At 71.4% G+C, this 18,253-nt stretch carries 12 protein-coding genes; 2 read left to right on the forward strand and 10 right to left on the reverse strand.

Features of this window, described 5'->3' with window-relative positions:
• Positions 1-73: 73 nt before the first annotated feature.
• Entirely contained in the window at positions 74-1,105 is a 1,032-nt protein-coding gene (locus ACFWPQ_RS35270; protein WP_384043998.1) for a LacI family DNA-binding transcriptional regulator, read from the forward strand.
• Between the two features lie 54 nt (positions 1,106-1,159).
• Here the strand turns inward: ACFWPQ_RS35270 and ACFWPQ_RS35275 are convergent, their stop codons facing one another.
• The 4 genes from ACFWPQ_RS35275 to ACFWPQ_RS35290 all read right to left on the reverse strand — a co-directional run bounded on the left by ACFWPQ_RS35275 (position 1,160) and on the right by ACFWPQ_RS35290 (position 6,716).
• Positions 1,160-3,529: a glycoside hydrolase family 3 N-terminal domain-containing protein gene (locus tag ACFWPQ_RS35275; protein WP_384044001.1), complete on the reverse strand. Its 2,370-nt coding sequence runs from the start codon at positions 3,527-3,529 to the stop codon at positions 1,160-1,162.
• Positions 3,530-3,616: 87 nt separating this feature from the next.
• Entirely contained in the window at positions 3,617-4,447 is an 831-nt protein-coding gene (locus tag ACFWPQ_RS35280; RefSeq protein ID WP_384044004.1) for a carbohydrate ABC transporter permease, read from the reverse strand.
• Complete coding sequence (locus ACFWPQ_RS35285) at positions 4,444-5,295, reverse strand: carbohydrate ABC transporter permease (RefSeq protein ID WP_384044162.1); 852 nt, start codon at positions 5,293-5,295, stop codon at positions 4,444-4,446. The genes ACFWPQ_RS35280 and ACFWPQ_RS35285 overlap by 4 nt, the downstream gene beginning before the upstream one ends.
• A gap of 98 nt (positions 5,296-5,393) precedes the next feature.
• Positions 5,394-6,716, reverse strand: coding sequence for an extracellular solute-binding protein (locus ACFWPQ_RS35290; protein WP_384044007.1), 1,323 nt, complete (start codon positions 6,714-6,716; stop codon positions 5,394-5,396).
• A 226-nt stretch (positions 6,717-6,942) separates the two neighbouring features.
• On the opposite strand from ACFWPQ_RS35290, the gene ACFWPQ_RS35295 reads away from it, so the two are divergent.
• Positions 6,943-7,341: a hypothetical protein gene (locus ACFWPQ_RS35295; protein WP_384044010.1), complete on the forward strand. Its 399-nt coding sequence runs from the start codon at positions 6,943-6,945 to the stop codon at positions 7,339-7,341.
• Positions 7,342-7,427: 86 nt separating this feature from the next.
• On the opposite strand, the gene ACFWPQ_RS35300 is transcribed toward ACFWPQ_RS35295, so the two are convergent.
• The 6 genes from ACFWPQ_RS35300 to ACFWPQ_RS35325 form a co-directional block, all read right to left on the reverse strand.
• On the reverse strand, positions 7,428-9,050 hold the full coding sequence (locus ACFWPQ_RS35300) for an FAD-dependent oxidoreductase (RefSeq protein WP_384044013.1): 1,623 nt from the start codon (positions 9,048-9,050) through the stop codon (positions 7,428-7,430).
• Positions 9,051-9,142: 92 nt separating this feature from the next.
• The gene (locus ACFWPQ_RS35305) at positions 9,143-11,341 is read right to left on the reverse strand and encodes an MMPL family transporter (RefSeq protein WP_384044165.1); all 2,199 of its coding nucleotides are present in this window, start codon (positions 11,339-11,341) and stop codon (positions 9,143-9,145) included.
• Between the two features lie 24 nt (positions 11,342-11,365).
• The gene (locus ACFWPQ_RS35310) at positions 11,366-12,163 is read right to left on the reverse strand and encodes an alpha/beta fold hydrolase (protein ID WP_384044015.1); all 798 of its coding nucleotides are present in this window, start codon (positions 12,161-12,163) and stop codon (positions 11,366-11,368) included.
• A 125-nt stretch (positions 12,164-12,288) separates the two neighbouring features.
• Complete coding sequence (locus ACFWPQ_RS35315; protein ID WP_384044019.1) at positions 12,289-13,641, reverse strand: MFS transporter; 1,353 nt, start codon at positions 13,639-13,641, stop codon at positions 12,289-12,291.
• Positions 13,642-13,694: 53 nt separating this feature from the next.
• Positions 13,695-14,891 carry a PLP-dependent aminotransferase family protein gene (locus ACFWPQ_RS35320; protein WP_384044022.1) on the reverse strand — a complete coding sequence of 399 codons (1,197 nt, stop codon included), beginning with the start codon at positions 14,889-14,891 and terminating at the stop codon, positions 13,695-13,697.
• Positions 14,888-18,055, reverse strand: a complete 3,168-nt coding sequence (locus ACFWPQ_RS35325; protein ID WP_384044025.1) for an ATP-binding protein — start codon at positions 18,053-18,055, stop codon at positions 14,888-14,890. The genes ACFWPQ_RS35320 and ACFWPQ_RS35325 overlap by 4 nt, the downstream gene beginning before the upstream one ends.
• Positions 18,056-18,253: the final 198 nt, after the last annotated feature.

The raw sequence follows: 18,253 nt of genomic DNA on the forward strand, positions 1-18,253 counted from the left end.
GGCGCCGGAGTCTTGTCCGCCGGCGCCCGCTGCTGTTGCATGGCGCCAGGTCGCCGACGGGAGAACGAGGACAGTGACCGTTCAGGGCAAGGGGCAGCTGGACGCGCAGTACGGCCTGCTGACGAGCATCGCCCAGGAGGCGGGCGTGTCGCTCAGCACCGTGTCCAAGGTGGTGCACCGGCGCCGTGACGTGGGCGCGAAGACCCGGTCCCGGGTCGAGGAACTGCTGGAGCAGTACGGGTACGTGCGCTCCTGGGACCGGGAGTCCGCCGCGTCCCGGCAGATCATCGCCGTCTTCCGGGACCTGTCGGGCCCCTACACCCTGGAGGTCGTCCGCGGAATCGTGGACGCGGCCGGTGAGCTCGACGTCGACGTGGTGACCGGGACCACGAGCCGGCGGTCCATCGGCCAGTGGCTGGAGGAGTGCGTGGCGCTCGGCGCGGCCGGGCTGATCATCGTGATCTCGATGCTGGCCGAGGACGACCAGCGGCGGATCGTCGAGCAGCGGCTCCCGGTGGTCCTGGTGGACCCGCTGAGCGCGCCGTCGGCCGACATCCCGAGCATCGGGGTCACCAACTGGAGCGGAGCCAGGGAGGCGGTCCAGCACCTCCTCGGCCTCGGCCACACCAGGATCGCCATGGTCGCGGGGCGCTCGCACTCGCTGGCCGGCGCGGCGCGGCTGCACGGCTACCGGGCGGCGCTGGAGGAGGCCGGCATCGGCTACGACCCGGCGATCGTGGGTTCGACCGACTTCGACTACGACGAGGCGCTCGCGGCCGGCCTCAGGATCCTGCGCGGTGAGCGGCCGCCCACGGCCGTCTTCGCCGCCAGTGACGCCCAGGCACTCGGTGTGCTGGAGGCGGCCCGGCAGCTGGGCCTCCGGGTGCCGGACGACCTGGCGGTGATGTCCTTCGACGACACCCTGGTGGCGGCCATGGCGTCCCCGCCGCTGAGCGCGGTGCGCCAGCCGTTCGAGGAACTGGGGCGCGAGGCCACCCGCGTGCTGCTGTCGGTGGCGGAGGGCCGCCCGCCCGCCTCCCCACGCATCGAACTGGCCACGGAGCTGGTCCTCCGGGCCTCCACGTCCGCCCCGCCCCGCGCATGAGAAGGCGGGCGGTCCCGTGCAGAGACCGCCCGCCCGCGCCGTGTGCGCCCTTCCTCAGTCCCGCTTTCGCTCGACCACCGCCGGCACCCCGTGCTGCCGTACGACGCTCGCGTCCCGCTGCTCGCCGACGAGCCGAACGCCGATCTCGTTCGGGGTGTTCCCGCTGGAGGACCCGGCACGGAGCAGGATCTCGCCGGGCTCGACGACGCGTCGGCCGTCCAGGCCGGTGAAGGCGAGGCGGTCGGTGTGGACGTCGAAGCGGACGGTCGCCTCCTCCCCCGGCTCCAGCGGCACCTTGGCGAAGGCCAGCAGCGCCCGGACCGGCCGGGTGACCTGGGCGAGGGGGTCGGTGAAGTACAGCTGGACGGTCTCGGCGCCGGGGACGGCTCCGGTGTTCCGTACCTTCACCGAGACCGTGAACTCACCGTCCGTGGGCACCTGTTCACGATCGACCGCCAGCCCGTCGATCTCGAACGACGTGTACGACAGGCCGTGCCCGAAGGGGAACGCCGGGCTCGGGTCCAGGTTGGACAGCCAGCTCTGCCGGTCTCCCAGCGGCGGATGCAGATAGGTGTACGGCTGTCCGGCGGGCGAGTTGGGGATCTGCACCGGCAGCCTGCCGCTGAAGTTCGCGCGGCCGGAGAGGAGTTCGGCGACCGCCCGGCCCCCTTCCTCGCCCGGCAGGAAGACCTGCACCATGGCCGCCGTACCGGCCGTGAAACGCCCCACGGCGTACGGGCGCCCGCTGACGACGACGAGGACGACCGGCCTGCCCGTCGCGAGCACCGCCTCGACCAGCTCCTCCTGCACACCCGGCAGCCGCAGGTCCTCGACGTCGCAGCCCTCTCCCGAGGTGCCGATGCCGAACATCCCGGGTTTGTCGCCGACGGCCAGGACGGTGAGGTCGGCCGCGCGACTCGCCTCCACCGCCGCCGGAATGCCGTCCCGGTCCTCGTCCCGTATCGGGCACCCCGGCGCGAACAGCCATTCCACGCCCGGAAGTTCATCGGCCAGCGCGGACCGCAGCGACACCGCCGCCACACCGTTGCCGAGGTCGTCGCGGTCGGAGAGGACGTGGTTGGGGAAGCTGTAGCAGCCGAACATCGTGCGGACGTCGTCGGCGCACGGGCCGACCAGCGCGATCCGGCCGGCGGAGGGCAGCGGCAGTCCCCCGTCGTTGTGCAGCAGCACGGCACCGGACTGGGCCACGGCATGCGCGAGTCGACGGTTCTCCGGCTTGTCCAGGTCCAGAGCAGGGGTTTCCTCGCGCAGGGCGGGCGGCTCCGGGTCCCAGTCGGCGTCGAGGAGCCCGAGGGCGGCCTTCTGCCGCAGCACCCGCCGCACGGCCCGGTCGACGTCGGCCTCGTCGGCCTCCCCCCTTCGTACGGCATCGGCCAGCGACGCGCCGAAGCCGCGCTGGTCGGGCAGTTCGACGTCCAGGCCGGCGTGGAGTGCCAGCGCCCCGGCGCCCGGCAGGTCGGCGGCCACCCGGTGCGCGTTCACCAGGAACGGCAGCGACCAGTAGTCGGAGACGACGGTGCCCTGGAAACCCCACTGGTCGCGCAGCACACCGGTCAGCAGCCGACGGCTCGCGGCGGGGGCCTCGCCGTCGATCTCGGCGTACGAGTTCATCACCGAGCCCACTCCGGCGGCGACGATCCGCTCGAAGGGCGGCAGGATGACATCGGTGAGTTCGCGGGGGCCGATCCCGACCGGGGCGTGGTTGCGGCCGCCCATGGAGGAGGAGTAGCCGGCGAAGTGCTTCAGGGTGGCGTACACCCCGGCGCCCTGCAGGCCGAGGACGTACGCCTCGCCCATCTCGCCGACCAGGTACGGGTCTTCGCCGTACGTCTCCTCGCAGCGCCCCCAGCGGTAGTCGCGGATGACGTCGACGACCGGGGCGAGGCCCTGGTGGACACCGGCGGCGGCCATGTCGGCGCCGATGGCCGCGCCGACCCGGTGGATCAGGGCGGGGTCGAAGGTGGCGGCCATGGCCAGGGAGGTGGGGTAGATGGTGGCGCCGTAGGCGGTGAAGCCGGTGAGGCACTCGTCGTGGGCCATCGCCGGGATGCCGAAGCGGCTCTGCGTCATGATCTGGCGCTGGCGTGCGGCCAGCAGGCGGGCGTGTTCCAGGGCGGGGCGGGGGACGGTGCCGTAGGGGCGGGTGAGCTGGCCGAGGCCGTGCCGGGCGGTCTCGTCGAGGTCACCGACGCGCCCGAACAGACTTGTCCCGGGGGCGACTTCGGGACCGGCCGGTTCGACGTCCTCCCAGGTGCTGCCGAGTTGGGCGATCTTCTCCTCCAGGGTGAGCCTCGCCAGCAGCGCCTCGACGCGTTCGCCGACCGGGCGGGCGGGGTCGGCCCAGGGACGGTCGTCTCCCGCCGGGGAGAGATCGGCGTGGTGGTCCGGCGTGGTGGTCGTCATGCACGACTCCTTGTGGGGGTTGTCATGTGGGCATGCCGAGGGCGGCCGGCGGCGCCGTCGCCCCGGCCGACTCCCTCTGGGCGTTGGCTACTTGGAGAATCCGGCGGTCAGTCCGGCGACCAGCTGACGCCTGGCGAGGACGAACACGACCAGCATGGGAAGGGTGGAGAGGACGACCGCCGCCATGGTCGCGGGCACGTTGATGCCGAACTGCCCCTTGTAGAGGGTCAGGGCGAGCGGCAGGACGGCCTTGTCGCCGCTCTGGGTGAGGATGAGGGGGAAGAGGAAGCCGTTCCAGACCTGGAGGCCGTCGTAGACCGCGACCGTCACCAGCGCGGGCCGGGCCAGCGGGGCGGCGAGCGAGAACAGCATCCGCCAGTCGCCGGCGCCGTCCACGACCATCGCCTCGAACAGCGACCGCGGCACGTCCCGCAGGAAGCTGACCAGGATCATCACGGTGACCGGCAGGGCGAACGCCGCCGAGGGCAGCACGATGGCGAGCAGGCTGTCGTACATGTGCATGCGGATGATCAGCAGGTACACCGGGATGATCACCGCCTGGAGCGGGATCGCCAGGCCCAGGAGGTAGAGCCGGAAGGAGAGCCGGGACCAGGGGTTGGTGTAGCGGACGATGGAGAAGGCGGCCATCAGGGCGACGACCATGACGATCGCCACCGTGGCGGCGGTGACGATCACGCTGTTGAGCAGGTAGGTGGTGAAATCGCCGTCGAGGACGGTCTTGTAGTTGCCCAGGGTCGGATGGCCGGGCAACGCCAGGGGGTTGCCCGTGGTGAAGTCGGCCTGGCCGCGGAGGCTGGTCACGACCACCCAGTACAGGGGTACGACGACCAGCGCGGTCCACAGCAGGGTGGCGCCGCCGGTGGCGGTACGGCGCAGGGTCGCGACGACGGTGCTCACATGCCCTCCTGCTGGCTGTCCATCCGGGTGAAGCCGGACAGGCGGGTGGTCAGCAGCGACAGCCCGAGGCCGAAGACCACCAGAAGCGTCGCCAGCGCGCTGGCCCGGCCCATGTCGTGGACCTGGAAGCCCGTGATGTACATGGCCAGCGGCAGCACCCGGGTCGCGGTGCCCGGACCGCCGGTGCCGCCGGACAGGACGTAGATCAGGTCGAAGTAGGTCAGCGAGCCCACCAGCATGAGCGTGCTCGACGTGACGAACGTGTACTTCAGCTGCGGCAGGGTGATCCGCAGGAGTCGGGTGACGGGGCCGGCGCCGTCGATGGCGGCGGCCTCGTAGAGCGACACCGGGATCTGCCGCACGCCGGCCTGGTAGAGCAGCGCGTGGAACGGCACGAACTGCCAGGCGATCACGAAGATCACCGTGTAGAGGGCGAGGTCGGGCGAGCCGAGCAAGGGTTTGGCCAGCCAGTGCAGCCCGGGGGCGGCGCCGATGCCGAAGGACGGGTCGAGCAGGGCCTGCCAGGTCAGACCGATTGCCACGGCGGACAGCAGCAGCGGCAGGAACCACAGCACGGCGAAGAACGCCCGCAGCCGGCCCCGGGGGGCCTGGAAGACGCCGAGCGCCAGGGCCAGCGGTGTCTGGACCAGCCAGCTGACCACCATCACCTTGACGGTGAGCCAGAGCGCCTGCCAGGTGGCGCCGTCGGTCAGGACGCCGGTCCAGTTGGTGAGTCCGGCCCATCCGATCGAGCCGAGGCCGTCCCAGCGGGAGAGGCCGAGCACCAGCACACCGACCAGCGGGACCAGGCCGAACAGGCCGAACAGGAGCAGGGCGGGCGCGGCCATCAGCAGACCGCTGTAACGGCGGCGGCGCCCATCACGGGCCGTGCCCGGCCGCGCCCTGTGGGACGCGACCGGCCGCGACGTACGAACCACGGTGGCCACTACTGCGCCACCTTGCTCATGTTCGTGCCGAACTGCTCGGGCGTGATCTGCCGCAGGAACGACTTGTCCACGTTGGTCAGCAGCGGGTCGGCCTGGTCGGAGGAGAGTGCCTGGTCCCAGGAGAGCTGGAAGTTCGGCGAGTTCTGCACCAGGTCGTAGACGAAGCTGAGCCACTTCTTGTCGTCTGCCGACTTCACCGCCGCCAGCTTGGAGTCCAGCTTGTTGACCGGGGGCACGCTGCCGGCCGCCAGGTAGGCGTCGACCTGGGAGTCGTTCAGGACGTAGTTCTTGAAGTAGGTGAGCGCCGCTGACTTGTTCTTGCTCTTCGAGTTCAGCGACAGGAAGTTCGACGGGTTGCCGACGATGTCCTTCGCATCGCCCTTGCCGCCGGACAGGGTCGGGAAGGCGACATAGCCGAGGTCGTTCTTCGCGAAGTCCGGCGCGGCCTTGACCAGGTTCGCGTACTCCCAGGTGCCCATCAGCTCCATGCCGGCCTTGCCGGTGTAGAGCAGGGCCGTGGAGGCACCCTGGTCGTAGCTGACGGAGGAGGCGTTGTCACCGAAGGCACCGGCCTTGGCCAGCTCCTGCAGACGGGTGTTGGCCGCGGTGACCGAGGCGTCCTTCCAGCCGGCCGTGTTCCCCGAGGCGATGCCGTCGAACACGTCCGAGCCGCCCTCGCGGTCCAGCAGGTACTCCATGTACATCAGCGTCGGCCACTTGGAGTTCGCCGCGAGGGATATCGGGGTGACACCGGCACCCTTGATCTTCTTCACGTCCGTGAGCAGGTCTTCGTACGTCTTCGGGGGCTGGATGCCCGCGTCCTTGAAGACCTTCTTGTTGTAGTAGAGGACGACCGGGGCGAGGCCGTTGGCGGGCACGCCGTAGACCTGGCCGTCGAAGGTGGCGCTCTTCAGGACGCTCGGCGTGAACCGCAGCAGGTCCACCTGGGCGTCGGTGAGGGTGTCGACCTTGCCGGCCTTGACGTAGTCGTCCAGCGCGCCGCCGCCCCAGCTGAAGAAGATGTCGGGGGCCTGGTTCGCGCCGAAGGCCACACGGAGCTTCTGCTTGTAGTCGTCGCCGGCGAACAGCCGCAGCGTGATCTTCTCGTCCGGGTGGTCCTTGTTGTAGGCGTCCACGGACTCCTTGAGGATCGTCTGGTCGTTGAGCGCCCACATGGTCAGGCCCTTCGACGACGAACCCGAGGACGAGCCCGCCGGTCCCGAAGTCCCGCACGCGGCAAGGGACATGGCCGCCGCGACGGCGACCGCGACACCGATCCCGCGCCGCGCTCCCGGAATGCTCGCACCGCTCTCTCCGCTCATTCCGAGTCCCGGAAATCCGCGCATAATCTGCCTCTCTTCTCTCGGCATGCCGTATTCATGCGCCAGGCAGATGGGCGGCTGGTGCGAAAAGCTTTCGGACGTCATCACCGCGGACGGCCTGCCTGCTGGACCGGGACACTGACACGGAATTCACGGCGGGGACAAGGAGGGGAAATTCCTCGGTTACGAAACACTTTCGCGGCCGGTCCCCACGTAGGGTGCTCGGGTGTTCAATCGGCTTGAGGTCAGTGTGTTGCCACCGGGGCCCCGTTGGGCTGCCCGGCTGCAGTTCCGGGTCGACGGCGCGGACGTGGTGGCGGAGGCGGTCGGAGAGGGCGGCCGCGGCCCGTTCACGCAGGAGGCGCTGCCCGCCGACGGTCACGGTGCCCTCTGGGCGACCGGCGAGGGGCGACGCGTGGTGCTCGGCGAGCCCGAGTGCACGGGCGGATGCTGTGGCTGTCTGTCCGTGTTCGTACAACGCCACGGCGAGGTCGTGGAGTGGTCCGACTGGCAGGTGCCCACGGACGGGACCCGGCCCCCGGCGTTCCATTTCGCCGCCGATCAGTACGACGCCGAACTGACCCGGGCCCTGACGGACCGGCCCTGGCAGGTCCGCCCGGAGTGATTGACGCGCCGCCCGTCCGTCCAGTTGCCGAGTCGGTCCTTCGGGTGGCGACAGCAGTGAACCCCCGGCGGCGGCCGAGGGACGTGTCAGTCGGCGGCGAGTGCCTCGTGGACGGAGGAGACCGCGCCGGCGCCGTCGCCGACGGCGGTGGCCACTCTTTTCGTCGAGCCCGCACGGAGGTCGCCGACCGCGAAGACCCGGGGTGCGCTGGTCTGGAACGGCAGGGCCGTACCGGACGGTTCGGCACGCAGACGGCTGTCGGTGAGGACGAAGCCGTCGTGGTCCTTGGCCACGCCGTCCAACCAGCCCGACACCGGGTCGGCGCCGATGAAGCAGAACAGGGCGCGGCAGGCCAGCCGGTCCCGCCGCCCGTCGGACCTCTCGGCAACGATCGACGCGAGGGTGTGGTCGCCGCCCAGTTCGCGGATCGTGCTGCTGGTGCGGACCTGGATCCGCGCATGCGCTCGGATCCGGTCGGTCAGGTACGACGACATCCGGGCTCCGAGATCGGCGCCGCGGACGATCAGATCCACCGTCGCGCCACGGGCGGCCAGCGACAGGGCCGCCTGCCCGGCGGAGTTGGCGCCGCCGACGACCGTCACCGGCTGGTCCTCATAGCCTCGGACGTCCAGTTCGGTCGCGGCGTAGCGGACGCAGCCGGACTTCTCGAAAGTCGTCCATTGCGGCAGGTCGAGGTGCCGGTAGTGGGCCCCGGTCGCGGCGATCACCGCGCGGCACCGAATGCGTGTGCCGTCCTCCAGCAGCACGGCCGGCCGTCGCTCCTCGGAGAGGTCCAGGCCGGCCACCGCGCAGGGAGCGTGGATCCGTACACCGAACTTGAGCGCCTGGACCATCGCCAGACGGGTCAGGCCTTCGCCGCTGACTCCGTGCGGGAATCCCAGATAGTTCTCGATGCGAGCGCTCTTGGCGGCCTGGCCGCCGAGCCCTGCGCGGTCCAGCAGTACGGTGACGAGACCCTCGGACGCCCCGTACACGGCGGCCGCCAGACCCGCCGGGCCGGCGCCCACCACGACGAGATCGACCGGACGCCCGTCGGCTCGGTAGGTGAGACCGAGCACCTCGGCAAGAGTTCTGGGCGTCGCACGCCGCAGCAGCGAACCGTTGACCATCGCGGCGGGGAGGTCGTCCTCGCCGAGCCCCGCCCGTCCGATCAGCGAGCGTCCGGGGTGCGAGGCCGCGTCGAGCCAGGAATGCGGCAGGAGCATCTGCGTGACATAGGTGCGCAGTTCCAGGGTCTCCGCGGCGTACGACCGGCCGACGAGCTCCAGGGCGTTGCCTGCCGCCCCGCGGATCACCTCGCGCCGTTCCCGGAACGCCTCGATCAGTGTGTCGGCGATGTCGACCTGCTCGGCGAGGGCCCGGCGCAGCATCGCCGCCCGGATCCGGACGACCGTCCCGGCGGACACCACCCGGGCGGTCAGGTAGACGTGCTGTCCGGTCAGCAGGTTGAGCTCGCCGAGGAAGTCTCCGGGGCCGCCCCGGTAGATCAGGCGCTCCGGCTCGATCGCCGTCGCGTCCCGGACGATGTCCACGGTCGCCGACCGGAGCAGGAAGAAGTCGTAGGTGTCGTCGCCGGACGTGTACAGATCCCGGCCGGGCTCGGCCTGCTCCACCTCCCCGTACTCGGCGAGCCGGCGGAACTGCTCGTCGTCCAGGACCGGGCCGCGCGGTGCCGCACCGTCGTTCACGTGATTCCTCCGAGTCGAGCAGTTCAGGCACGGACCGGAACGGGCGCTGGCCTCACCCTGGTGATGCATCGTCACGTTTGGGGTGGGCAAGGTCAGTTGGCTGTCGTACGGGACGGTGCGGGACGTGTGTCAGGCGTGCGGGGCGGGGCGTCGTCGCCCTCCCGGAGGCCGTGGCGGGCGTAGAAGCGCCGCAGGGGCGCCGGCGCCCACCAGTTGGCGTTTCCGAGCAGGCGCATCGTGGCCGGTACCAGCAGCGCGCGGACGATCGTCGCGTCCACCAGGACGGCGATGAGCATCGCCACCCCGATCAGCTTGATGAACGTGATTCCGGAGACGGAGAACAGGCCGATCACGACCAGGATGAGCAGCGCGGCGCTGGTGATGATCCGGCCGCTGCGCTGCAGCCCGACCGCGACCGCCGCGGTGTTGTCGCCGGTCCGGTCGTACTCCTCGCGGATCCGGGACATCAGGAAGACCTCGTAGTCCATCGACAGCCCGAACACGACCGCGAGGACCAGGATCGGCTGGGTCGCCTCCAGCGTCCCGGTGGAGGTGAAGTCCAACAGGCCGGACAGATGGCCGTCCTGGAAGATCAGGACCAGCGCGCCGAACGAGGCGCCGAGCGACAGGATGTTCATCACGATCGCCTTGATCGGCAGCACGACGGAGCCGAAGGCGAGGAACAGCAGGACGAAGCCGGCGCCGCCGATGATCAGCGCCATCCAGGGCAACAGACGGCCCACGGCGTCGAGTTGGTCGGCCAGCTGCGCGGTCTGGCCACCCACCAGTGCCTCACCACCCGGCGGTGCCGGTACGGCCCGGATCCGGCTCACGAGATTCCGCGAGCGGGGCGATATGGGGTCACCGTCGTACATGATCGTGACCCGGGCGACGTCGCCGGACCGACCCGTGACCTCGGCCCCCGACACCCCGTCGACCGTCCGGACGGCGTCGACGTAGCGCTCCAGACCGGCCCGGCCCCCGGCCCGGCCCGGCGAGGTCACGATCGCCTCGATCGGCACCTGCCCGTTCCGGACGAAGTCCCGGTCGACGGTTTCCGAGACCACGCGGCTCTCGGTACCCGTCGGCAGCACCCTCGGGTCGATGCCGCCGAACTCGACGCGCAGGAAGGGCGCGGCTGCCAGCAACAGGACCGTGAGCACCCCGGTCGCGTAGACGACCGGGCGGCGCATGATGCTGTGCGCGAGGCGGTACCAGAACCCGTGCGCCACCTCGACCTGCGGGGCAGCCGTCGGCGGGCGGCGCAGCAGCCGTCGTACCGAGAGCGCCTCGACCCGGGGGCCGAGGACGGCGAGCAGGGCGGGCAGCACGGTCAGGGCCGCCACCATCGCCACCACGACCGCGGACAGACCGCCGAGGCCCATCGAGCGGAGGAAGGCCATCGGGAAGATCAGCAGTCCGGCCAACGAGACGGCGACGGTGACGCCGGAGACCGCGACCGTACGACCCGCGGTGGCCATCGTGCGGGCGACGGCGTCCTCGACACCGAGCCCGCGGGCGATCTCCTCGCGGAACCGCCCGACCATGAACAGGCCGTAGTCGATCGCCAGGCCCAGCCCGAGAATCGTCACCACGTTGACCGAGAAGACCGAGACGTCGGTCAGGTAGGTCATCCCGCGCAGCGCGGTGAACGCTCCGAGAATGGCCAGACCGCCGAGCGCGAGCGGCAGGCTCGCCGCGGCCACGCTGCCGAAGACGACGACCAGGAGCACGAGCAGCACCGGTATGGAGATCGTCTCGGCGAAGGCGATGTCCGCCGCGACCCGCTCCCGGATGTCCCGGTCGACCGTGGTGGGGCCGCCGACCTGGGTCCGCAGGCCGGGCGCCGCCAGTTCGTCCTCGATCCTGTCCAGCGCGTCGCCGCGCTGCGCCTCGTCGTCGCCCGCCAGGGTCAGCACCGCGTAGGTGGCGTGCCGGTCGTGGCTGACCAGGGTCGGGCTGCCGGTGCTCCAGTAGGTGACGGTCCGGGTCACCACGTCGTGGGGAAGCGCTTGAAGCGTCTGTGTGACGGCTCGCTGGAACGCCGGGTCGTCAACTGTCGCGCTGGGGCTGGTGTACAGGACCACCGCGTCGTTGCCGGTCCGGCCGAGCGTCGCCTCGGCACGTGCGGCCGCGCGCGAACTCTGGCCGGCCGGGTCGTCGAACCCTCCGGTGGTCAGCGAGCCGAAGACCCGCGTGCCCCAGATGCCGCCGAATGCCAGGAGGGCCGCGGCCAGGCCGATCACCCACCACCGTCGGCGGACCATCGTCCGCCCCCACCTCTCGAACATCGACACCGCCGCCTCCTCCTGGTGTCAGCGCGCGGCGCGCTTGATGAGAGCGGCAGTCGCCGCGGGCCGCGCGATCATCGCGACATGCGAGGTGTCGGCCTCGACGGTGTGTGCGCCGGCCCGGCGCGCCATGAACCGCTGCGCCGCAGGGGGCAGCACCTGGTCGTCGCGGCCCACGAGGTACCAGGACGGAATGGTCTTCCAGGCCGGGGCGCCGGACGGCTCCCCGAGGGTGCGCACGTCCGCCGGCCGCTGGCCGGCCCACATGAACTCGGCGGTCGCCTTCGGCAGGTCCCCGGCGAACACGTCGTGGAAGAACTCCCTCTTGATGTAGCCGTCGACGAGGCCCTCACCGTAGGGACGGAAGTCCAGCGCCTCCTCGCTGAGCCTGCTTCCCGGGTACTTCGTCTGCAGGCCCAGCAGCGTCTCACCCTGATCGGGCACGAACGCGGCCACGTAGACCAGCGCCTTCACGTTCGGGTTGCCGGTCGCGGCGTTCGTGACGACGATCCCGCCGTAGGAGTGCGCGACAAGGACGAGCGGGCCGCTGAGGGTCGCGAGGATGCTTGCGAGATAGGCGGAGTCGGAGGCCACACTGCGCAGGGGGTTGGGCGGTGCGATGACCGGATAGCCGTCGCGGATGAGCCGGGAGGCGACCCCGTTCCAGCCGGAGGAGTCGGCGAACGCGCCGTGCACGAGTACGACGGTGGGCTTCTGGCCGCTGCCGCTTCCGGTGTGTGCCTGCGCGGCGGGCGCGTCGAGTGCGGCGCCCACCACGGCCGCGGCGGATCCGGCCAACAGCGCCCTGCGAGTTGTCGTCATCGATGTGTGCCCTTCGGTATCCGGTGTTCTCGCTGATGAACGCGGGTCAGCGTAGGACCGGTGACTTGACGGGCACTGAACGCACATCCGGGCGCCCTACAGGGGCCGCTTCACTACGAGTTCCGTCACCCCCCTGCCTTTTCCCGGGCGACGGCACGCGGCGCCGCAGTGTGGGCGTGCTCGTCCAAGGTGTACCGGCGTTGCAGCACGATGGCGATCGTCATGAGCACGGCCGGCACCAAGGTGAAGCCGTAGCGAACGGCCGCCAGCGCGCCGGGAGACTGCGCGGTGTGCTCGCCCGCGGTACTGGCCACGAAACCGCCCACACCCAGGCAGGCCGAGTACACGTACGGCCCCAGTGCGCCGCCGGTGGCCTCGGCGGCGGTCCACACGCCGGTGTAACTGCCCGCACTGGCGGTACCAGCCGGCCCGGCGGCGATGACGTCGGGCACCATCGACAGCGGCATCAGTTGCATCGCGGCGAACGCGACGCCCAGCACCGCCACGGCTGCGATCAGCAGGGGCAGGCCGGCCGCGGCGCCCAGGGCCAGCACCAGCGAGCCGGCCACGAACGCGGCCTGGGCGACAAGCAGGCTGCGCTGCTTGCCGAGACGCCGGGCCACCAGTACCCACAGGGGCGTGGTCAGGACCGCCGGCGCCATGAACGCCGCGATGAGCACGGTCGTGAGTGAGGAGCGGCCCAGCTCGTACTCGGCGAAGTACGGCATGGCGGCCAGTACCAGGTGCATCGTGATCGCGACGGTCAGATAGGACGCGGTCAGCGCACGGAACTGCCGGTCGCGCAGCGCCACCAGCAGCCCGCCCCGGTGCCCCGGCCCGGCCGGGGTGCCCGGCGCGGCCCGGTTGAGGCGGGCGACGCCGGTGATGCCGGCCAGCATCGCCGCGAGCATGACCGCGCCGAGCAGCAGGGTCATTCTCGTGTAGTCGCCGACGCCCGGATCGTCGCCGGCGACCACCGGTGCGGCCACGCCGGCGAGCAGGACGCTCACGGTGATCACGACATTGCGGTAGCCCATGAGGCGGGTCCGCTCGTGGTAGCCGATGCCCAGGTCGGCCGGTGTGGCGAGGTAGGAGACCTGGTAGAGCGAGTAGAGCAGGTTCCCGGCGACCAGCGCCGCCGAGACCCATATCGCGGCGGTTGTCCCGTGCAGGTCCGACGGCACGGCGAACATGGCCACGAAGGCGAGCACCACGACGCAGCCGGCCGACATCAGTTGCCGGCGGTGGCCGCCGCGGGCCAGGCCGGCATCGGAGATCCGGCCCACCCACGGGTGCAGCACGATATTGGCGACATTGGGCAGCAGCAGTGCGAGGCCGGCCACCTGCGGCGGCACGGCCAGGACGTCGGTCAGGAAGTACAGCAGGAAGATGCCCGGCACGGTGACCCAGATGCCCATGCCGACCGAACCGGCGGCGAACGGGACGAGTGCGCGCAGGGGGAGCCGAACGTTGGTCATGAGCAGCCTTCCGGGAATCCGCCGTGGGTGACTGTCGTTGCTCGCTTGCGTCGTCAGAAGGCCAGGGCCAGTCGGCGTACGGCCTCGCGCAGTTCCTCCGGGGTGCGGTCGCTGTAGGACAACCGCAGGTGCCGGGCCGAGGACCGCCGCCGGGAGCCTGCCGCGAAGAACTCGCCCGGCTGGTAGATCACGCCGTGGGCGGCCGCCCGCTGCAGGAGCGCCGCGGGGTCCACGGCGTCGTCGGTGAGCCGCGGCCAGAGGAACAGCCCGCCTTCGGGGGCCACGATGTCGAGGGCGCCCGGGAGTTGTTCCCGCAGGGCGTCGATCAGCACGCCGGCGCGTTCCCGGTACAGCGCGGTGGCGCTGCGCACGATCCCGTCGAACCATTCGGTGTCGTCGGTGAGCAGCCGTTCGATGATCGCCTGGGTCACCGAGGAGGTGTGGACGTCGAGGCGGTTGCGCAGCCGGATCACCGGGTCCACGAGGTGGTCCGGCAGCACCAGCCAGCCCACGCGCCAGCCGGGGCCGAGGGTCTTGGTGAAGGTGTTGACGTGGATCGCCCGGTCCGACTGGTTGAAGGCCGCGACGCCCTGGTCCTGGCCGCCGAAGCGCAGTTCGCGGTACGGATTGTCGACGATCACGTAGAAGCCGTACCGCTCGGCGAGCTCGATCAGTGCCTGCCGCTTCGGCGCCGAGAGACTGACCTGGGCGGGGTTGTGGAAGTCGGGCACGGTGTAGGCGGCGGCGATCCGGGCGCCGGTGGCGAGCCGCCGGGCGAGGTGTTCGACATCGAAGCCGTCGGCCACGACCGGTACCGGCAGGATCCGCGTCGTCGACACCTCCAGGGCCCACAGGAAACCCGGGAACACGGGATCGTCCACCGCGACGGTGGCACCGCGGTCGACGACGGTCAGTACCGCCAGGGTGAGGCCGTGCATGCCACCGTTCGTCACCACGATCCGGCTCGGATCGACGCCCTCCCGTTTCGCGATCCAGTCGCACAGCGCGGCGGATCCGCGTGCCGGGGAGTACTGAAGGCTTGCGACCGCGGCGTCGGGGTCCTGCCACAGCTGCGCCGCTGCCCGGCCGATCGCCTCGACCGGCAGAGCCTCGGGCGCGGGGATGCCACCCAGCAGGCGAATCGTTCCGGGGGCAGGGGCGGCCAGGCTGGCGTCGACGAAACCCTTCGGCGCCGAGAGCCCGCGAGCCAGGGCCGTCAGCCCGGTCTGTTCGTCAGAGCCTGCGGTCACGCGTTGCCTCCAGGTGCTGAGAGGAGTCGTTCGGCCCGTCGCGCGAACAGGTGCGCCTCACATGCGGTGGAGTGCGTGTGGGCCCGTTCGGCGGCGGCCCGGACAGCGGTGAGGGGTGCACCGCGGGCCTGCAGCAGGCGCGCCTTCACCAGCAGGAGCAGCCCTTCGGCGTAACGCTGGCCGAAGTCCCACATCGCCTGGTCGGCTCGGTCGAGAGCGGTGGCGGCCCGATCGGGCGATCCGGCCGCCAGCCACATCTCGGCGATCAGTCCGTAGTGGTAGGCGATGCCCCACTGCGGCGGATCGAGCAGGTGGGCGGCCAGGAGCTCCTCGGCCTCGGCCGCTGCGCCGGCCGGATCCTCGCCGGTGAGGGCGCGTGCCCAGCACCAGCTCTGCCGGATGTAGTGGTCGATCTGGGCGCGGAGACGGGCGAGGCCGGCGGCGGCCCACCGCTCGCCGGCCCGCCGTGCCGCTTCGGCGTCCCCGGCCATGGAAGCGATCATGGTCGTGTAGTAGACCCAGACCGAGGCCGCGTACGGGTCCCCCGGGGTGTCCCAGGTGTCGACGAAAGCCAGCGCCGCGTCGACGTCACCGTGCAGCGCGGTCATGACCGCCCGCCAGCCGGGCCCTTCCCCGGGAATGCTGCCGTCCCGCCGGAGCGGTGTCTCTTCGTCCGGGGCGAGGGCGCCGCCGGCAGCGGCGGCATCCTCCTTGGTGAAGGACCGGTACGCCTCGCCGATGTTGCCGATGTCCCACTGATGCAGGCCCCAGGCCTGCCGGCCGTAGCGTCGGACGGCCGGATCGGAGGACACCTGGCCGAGCTCGTGCATGCGGCGGGCCAACTGCCCGCGGCCCTTCTCGATGGAGGTGTAGGCACCCATCAGACGGATGAAGAGGAAGTCGGCGGCCTCCCCCTCCCGGCCGAGGGTGCGGGCCAGGTATTCGGCCCGCTCCAGCAGATCGAAGGTCGAGGCGTCGTACCCCGACTGCCGTCTGACGACGATGGCGAGCAGCGTGAGGGCGGCGAACTCCAGCTCCATGAGTCCGGATGCCCGGGTGACCTGTACGGCGGAGCGCAGCTGCCGATTGGCGGACTCGAAGGCGAGCTTGGCTGCCGCGCGGCGTCCGGCACGGATCAGCGCCTCCGCGGCGCGAACGGGCTCGGCGAGGGGGCCGGCGGCCCACAGATGGTAGGCGAGGCGTTCGGCGACGTCCTCGTCGTCGGCATGGATCTGTTCGAGCGCGTCCGCGACGCGCAGATGCAGCTGGGTGACCAGCTGTTTCGTCGCGGTCTCGGAGACCGACTCGCGCACCAGGTCGTGCGCGAAGCGGAGCGAGGACGGGTCCTGCGGCCCGGGTTCGAGCAGCCCGAGGGTATGCAGCGGTTCCAGGCGATGGAGACAGTCCGCGACGTCCACGCCGGTGGCGCGGGACAGCAGCCTGAGGTCGACGTCGCGGCCGATGAGCGCGGCCACCTGCAGCAGGTCGCGGGCGCGGTCGTCGAGCCCGGCCATCCGGTCGCGGACGACGTCATGGACGGTGGAGGGGACCCCGGCCGACGGGGACGTGTCGCCGTCGCCGATCGCGCCGACCCCGCTGAGCAGCCGGGACAGTTCGCGGACGAAGAACGGATTGCCGGAGGTACGGGCGTGGATGGCGCGGGCGACGGCCTCGCCGGGATCCTGGCCGGCCTCGTGGCGGATGAGTTCGGCCACGTCGGCCGGACCGAGCGGGCCCAGCCGGAACCTCCGGTGACCGGGCCGCCGGCTGGCGGCGGCCAGCACCCGGGAGAGGTCCGGGCCGAGTGCGGGTGCGCGGTCGCGTAGCGCGCCGATGATCGCGGTGCCGTGGGGCAGGCGCCCCGCCAGGTGTTGCAACAACTGCAGGGAGGTGGCGTCGGCCCATTGGAGGTCATCGAGAATCAGGAGTGTCGGGCGCCGCGCCGAGGCCTGTCCGACGAGGGCGACGACCTGTTCGAACAGCCGGAACTGGGCGTTGCCGTCGGGGAGTTCCCGGGTCGCGTCGTCCCGCGCCGCGAGGAGGCTGCCCAGCCCGCCGGTGAGCCACTGTTCGCCCGCCGGAGCGGGCAGACTGTGGACGACCTGGCCCAGTGCCTGCTCCCACGGCCACATCGCCGGTGTCCCGTCGCCCTCCAGGCAGGAGCCCCAGACGGTGAGTGCGCCCAGCCGGCCCGCCACGGCGGCGGCCTCTTCCAGCAGCCGGGTCTTGCCTGCGCCCGGTTCGCCTTCGACGACGCCGATCGCGGTGTCGCCGGCGAGTGCGCGCTCCACGATGCGCCGCAGCATGGCGAGTTCCTCGGTCCGGCCGATCAAGGTGGCCGCCGTGGTCCGCCCGGCCTCCTCGTCCGCCTCCCGCACCAGCAGCGACCCCGGGGGCTGCGCGAGAATCCGCCGGTGTGCTTCCTCCAGCGCCGGCCCCGGGTCGATGCCGAGCTCCTCGGCGAGCCGATCGCGGGTCCGACGGAACACCGACAGCGCCTCCGCCTGGCGTCCGGCAGCGCCGAGAACGCCGATGACAGCGGCCTGCACGGGTTCGTTGAACGGTGCCATCGACGCGGCCAGTTGCAGAGCCGCGAGCACCCGCTCCGGTCGGCCCGTCGACACGGCGAGCTCCGCCGCCGCGGTGCACGCGTCGTAGAACTCGTTGTCGAGTGCGGCGAAGACCGTCGTGGCGATGGTCCCGTCGCCGATGCCGTCGCCCGCCGAGCCGTGCCAGAGCCCGAGCGCCCCGACGTAGTGATCGAGGGCCGCCTCGTGATCGTGCCGAGCCAGCGCGGCCCTGGCGGCATCGACGAGTTCCCGGAACGCGACGAGGTCCAGCGTGGCGGAGCCGACGGCGAAGAGGTAGGCGTTGCCGCGTCGGTGGAGGAACGATCCGGCTTCGCGGACGGGCAGCAGAGGCTCGAGCAGCCGTCGCAACGCACCGACGTACTTCTGGAGAATGTTCACCGCCGACGCCGGGACGTCCTCGGCCCAGATCAGGTCGACCAACTCGCTCGTACTGATCGGCTTGCCGACGCGGGCGAGCAGCACCGCCAGCAGGTACGACTGCTGCCGAGGCCCGGCGTCCAGTTCGACGCCGTCCCGCCAGATCCGCAACGGACCGAGAATCTGCAGACGCAGATGTCCGCCGGAGGACGCCATGCCCACCCCTACCCCCACTCACGGGCCGACCACGATCGGCTGCGGCGAAGCCACTTTACGGTCGCTTTGCGGTCTGGGTCCATCCGCCGTTGTGACCGCTGGGCGGTGTGGTCGTGACGGAACCAGGCTCCCGATCTGCAGGGCCCGGTGTGATTCGGCCTCGCTCACCGGCCGTCGGCGTCGGCGTCGGCGTCGGCG

It is taken from the genome of Streptomyces sp. NPDC058464, assembly GCF_042721035.1.
In the GTDB taxonomy this organism is placed as follows: Bacteria; Actinomycetota; Actinomycetes; order Streptomycetales; family Streptomycetaceae; genus Streptomyces.

Excerpts from the sequence above, each read along its gene's own strand:
- ACFWPQ_RS35275 (WP_384044001.1), bottom strand. The coding sequence starts at position 3,529 with ATGACGACCACCACGCCGGACCACCACGCCGATCTCTCCCCGGCGGGA.
- ACFWPQ_RS35285 (WP_384044162.1), bottom strand. The coding sequence starts at position 5,295 with ATGGCCGCGCCCGCCCTGCTCCTGTTCGGCCTGTTCGGCCTGGTCCCG.
- ACFWPQ_RS35290 (WP_384044007.1), bottom strand. The coding sequence starts at position 6,716 with ATGAGCGGAGAGAGCGGTGCGAGCATTCCGGGAGCGCGGCGCGGGATC.
- ACFWPQ_RS35305 (WP_384044165.1), bottom strand. The coding sequence starts at position 11,341 with ATGTTCGAGAGGTGGGGGCGGACGATGGTCCGCCGACGGTGGTGGGTG.
- ACFWPQ_RS35310 (WP_384044015.1), bottom strand. The coding sequence starts at position 12,163 with ATGACGACAACTCGCAGGGCGCTGTTGGCCGGATCCGCCGCGGCCGTG.
- ACFWPQ_RS35315 (WP_384044019.1), bottom strand. The coding sequence starts at position 13,641 with ATGACCAACGTTCGGCTCCCCCTGCGCGCACTCGTCCCGTTCGCCGCC.
- ACFWPQ_RS35325 (WP_384044025.1), bottom strand. The coding sequence starts at position 18,055 with ATGGCGTCCTCCGGCGGACATCTGCGTCTGCAGATTCTCGGTCCGTTG.